Annotated in this window: 1 protein-coding gene; it reads left to right on the top strand. The window is 68.1% G+C overall.

All coding sequences use genetic code 11. The features are described 5' to 3' along the window. Positions 1–133 precede the first annotated feature (133 nt). Positions 134–2,625, top strand: a 2,492-nt coding sequence (locus ACFVGS_RS37335; RefSeq protein WP_385696932.1) for a FlgD immunoglobulin-like domain containing protein, incomplete at its 3' end; no start/stop codon positions are given.

The following is a 2,625-nucleotide window of genomic DNA, read 5'->3' as shown; positions in this document are numbered from 1 at the left end:
ATCTGATGTGGTCGCCACCGACGAGGTCCGCACCTCGCGTTCATTGTTTGAACGAGTTCGAAGCACTGGTAGCCTCGGGCCACTTGCGGCAGGTGGGGAGCCTGCGCAGGCGGGGAGGGAATTCTTGGGCACCATGATGCTTGGTCGCCGTTGGCGTGGCGCGCCGGCCGCGGCCGCCTTGGCGGCACTCATCTCGTTGGTTCCGTTGGGATGGGGGTCGTCTGCGGTGGCCGAGGGCGCCGACGCTTCGACGGAGCTGGTCCTTCCGGCCCAGTTCACGGTGGACCCGAATGCAGGGAAGTTGCCGCTCGCCGGGCTGACCGGATTTCTGCAGGGTGGTTGGGACGGCGGGTACACCTGGATCTCCTATGACGGGTCGCGAAGCCCGTTTGAGTCACTGGGCTCTACGTTCCACGGCACCGGTTCAGATGTGATCGTCCAGGAGAATACGCTCGAGGTCACCTTGCGCGATCCCGGTTCCGGCACTAGCCGCCGCTTCAGGATCCCATCGGGCCAGAAGTTCAGGGCCGTTCTGGGTCAGTCGATCGTCACCTACGAGCCGCAGTCTCCGCAGAACTGGCACTTGTTGACCCTCGACGAGCGCGGCAACCTTTCCGACCAGACGATGAGCCTGCCAGCCGGCGCCACGAACGTCGGGCTCGGCGACGTGAAGACGCCGTACGGCTTCTTCGTCGTCTACTACCTGGAGGGCGTCCGCCAGCTCGTCTGGGTCGGCGAGTCCTTCACCCCGAAGCAGGTGGACTTCGGTGCGACGGCGACCGGCCCTACGGCGCTGGCCGCGGGTAGGTATCTGTTCCGGTTCCCGACTGCGGACCGCCTGCAGATCTGGGATATGAAGGGCGACTTCTCCGCGCCGCTCCACGAGGTCTACTGGTCCGGCGGCACGCCGGTGGCCGTCCTGGGTGATTACACCCTGACCCGGCTCTACGCAGAAGAGGGGGATCGTCTGGTCGCGCGGCCGATCAGTGGCGGTCCGGATCTGCCCGTGCTCGACCGAATTACCGGTGACACCCCGGTCGGTGCCGACGGGCGGGTGCTTGCGGTACCGGCCAGCATTGGCAACGAAGTCACGGTGCAGTCCATCGTCGCCGGTGACAGCGGCGCGGCACCGGTTGTTTCGCGGGTGGCCGAGATCCCCGCTGCTCGCACCCAGGTCGCCCGGACGGCCATGGCCCAGGGGGTGCTGCAGACGTACGAGATCGCTCCGTGGCGCAAGGGCCGACTCGGCCGCGTCGAGCTGGCGACCGGCGGCGCGCTTGCGGCCGGTCCGCGCGTGGAGCTCAGCAATGACCGGTGCGGGGGCTATGACTGCTCGTCGATCGTTCCCACAGGCGACGGACGCACTGTGCTTCTGGGGACTCCGGGGGCCGGCACCCTGAACGTGCTCGAGGAGGGGCGGACCCTGCCCGCCTCACAGATCGAGGTCTGGCCTTCTGGTCCGCCCCAGGCATCGGGGCGTCACGTCGCGTATCCGCTCGCCGGTGGCTGGACAGACGTGCGGGACCTGGACACGAACCAAGTGCTCCTGCACCTTCCCCATGACCGCTGGCCGCTGACCTCGCTCGAAGGCGCCACCCTGTGGGAGGGCCAGGCAGCCGACGGCGTCGTGACCGCGGTCGACGTGCGCACCGGTGCGCTCCGACACACGCTCAAAGTAGCCGACTGCGATCTGAAGACGTTCCAGGCCTGGGCCGGTTTCCTGTACTGGAAGTGCGACGCGAAGGCAGGCGTCCGTGAACTGAGCACGGGGCGTGACATCGCCGTCCCTGCACATCAGTCGGCATCACTCGGCGACGGCTACCTAGCCCACCAGAGCAACGGCATCCTGTCCGTCACTCCCCTGCGAGGCGACGGTCTAACCCGGGAGATCGGCAAACCGTCGCGCGGAGGCGCCAACTGGAGCGTCGACCGCTTCGGCGGCCACGTCTCATACGTGGACGACCAGGAACGGGTGCACATCGTCCCCACGGGCGTTTCCGCTGCCCCGCTGTCCGTCCTGGACTCCTCCCTTCCCGGGACCATCGACCGCGAGACCTCGCCCGAGGCGGCCTGGACACCCAGGTGGTGGCTGTCCAAACCCGCAGCATCCTGGAATCTGACCATCAAGAACCCGGCCGGGACAGTCGTGCGCACACTCATCGGCGGTGAGGCGCGTGGTCTGATCAAGACGGCCTGGGACGGCAACGACGAACAGGGCAAGCCCCTCGGCGGGGGCCGCTACACCTGGGAGCTCACCGCCCCGCCCGCCGATGGCACCGGGGCTGAACTCCGGACGAGCGGCATGGTGTTCCTGACCTACGACAAACTCTCCACCTTCAAGCCGGTGCCGCCGGCTCGCCTCCTCAGCACCGTGGCAGGAATCGGCGCGCCGAAGGCCAAGGTCGGTCCCCGCGGCACGGTGACCTTCCAGGTCACCGGCCGTGGCGGGGTGGCCGCGAGCGGGGTGTCGGCTGTGGTCCTCAACGTGACCGCGACGAACGCGTCGTCTGGGACCTTCGTGTCGGCGTACCCGTCGGGGACGGTCCGGCCGGACTCCTCGAACCTGAACGTGGCGGCCGGGCGCAACGTGCCGAACCATGTGAGCGTTCCGGTCGGCAAGGACGG

The sequence above is a fragment of the Streptomyces sp. NPDC127114 genome (assembly GCF_042677525.1).
Classification (GTDB): domain Bacteria; phylum Actinomycetota; class Actinomycetes; order Streptomycetales; family Streptomycetaceae; genus Streptomyces.
This window is presented reverse-complemented; position numbering and strand designations above follow the sequence as displayed.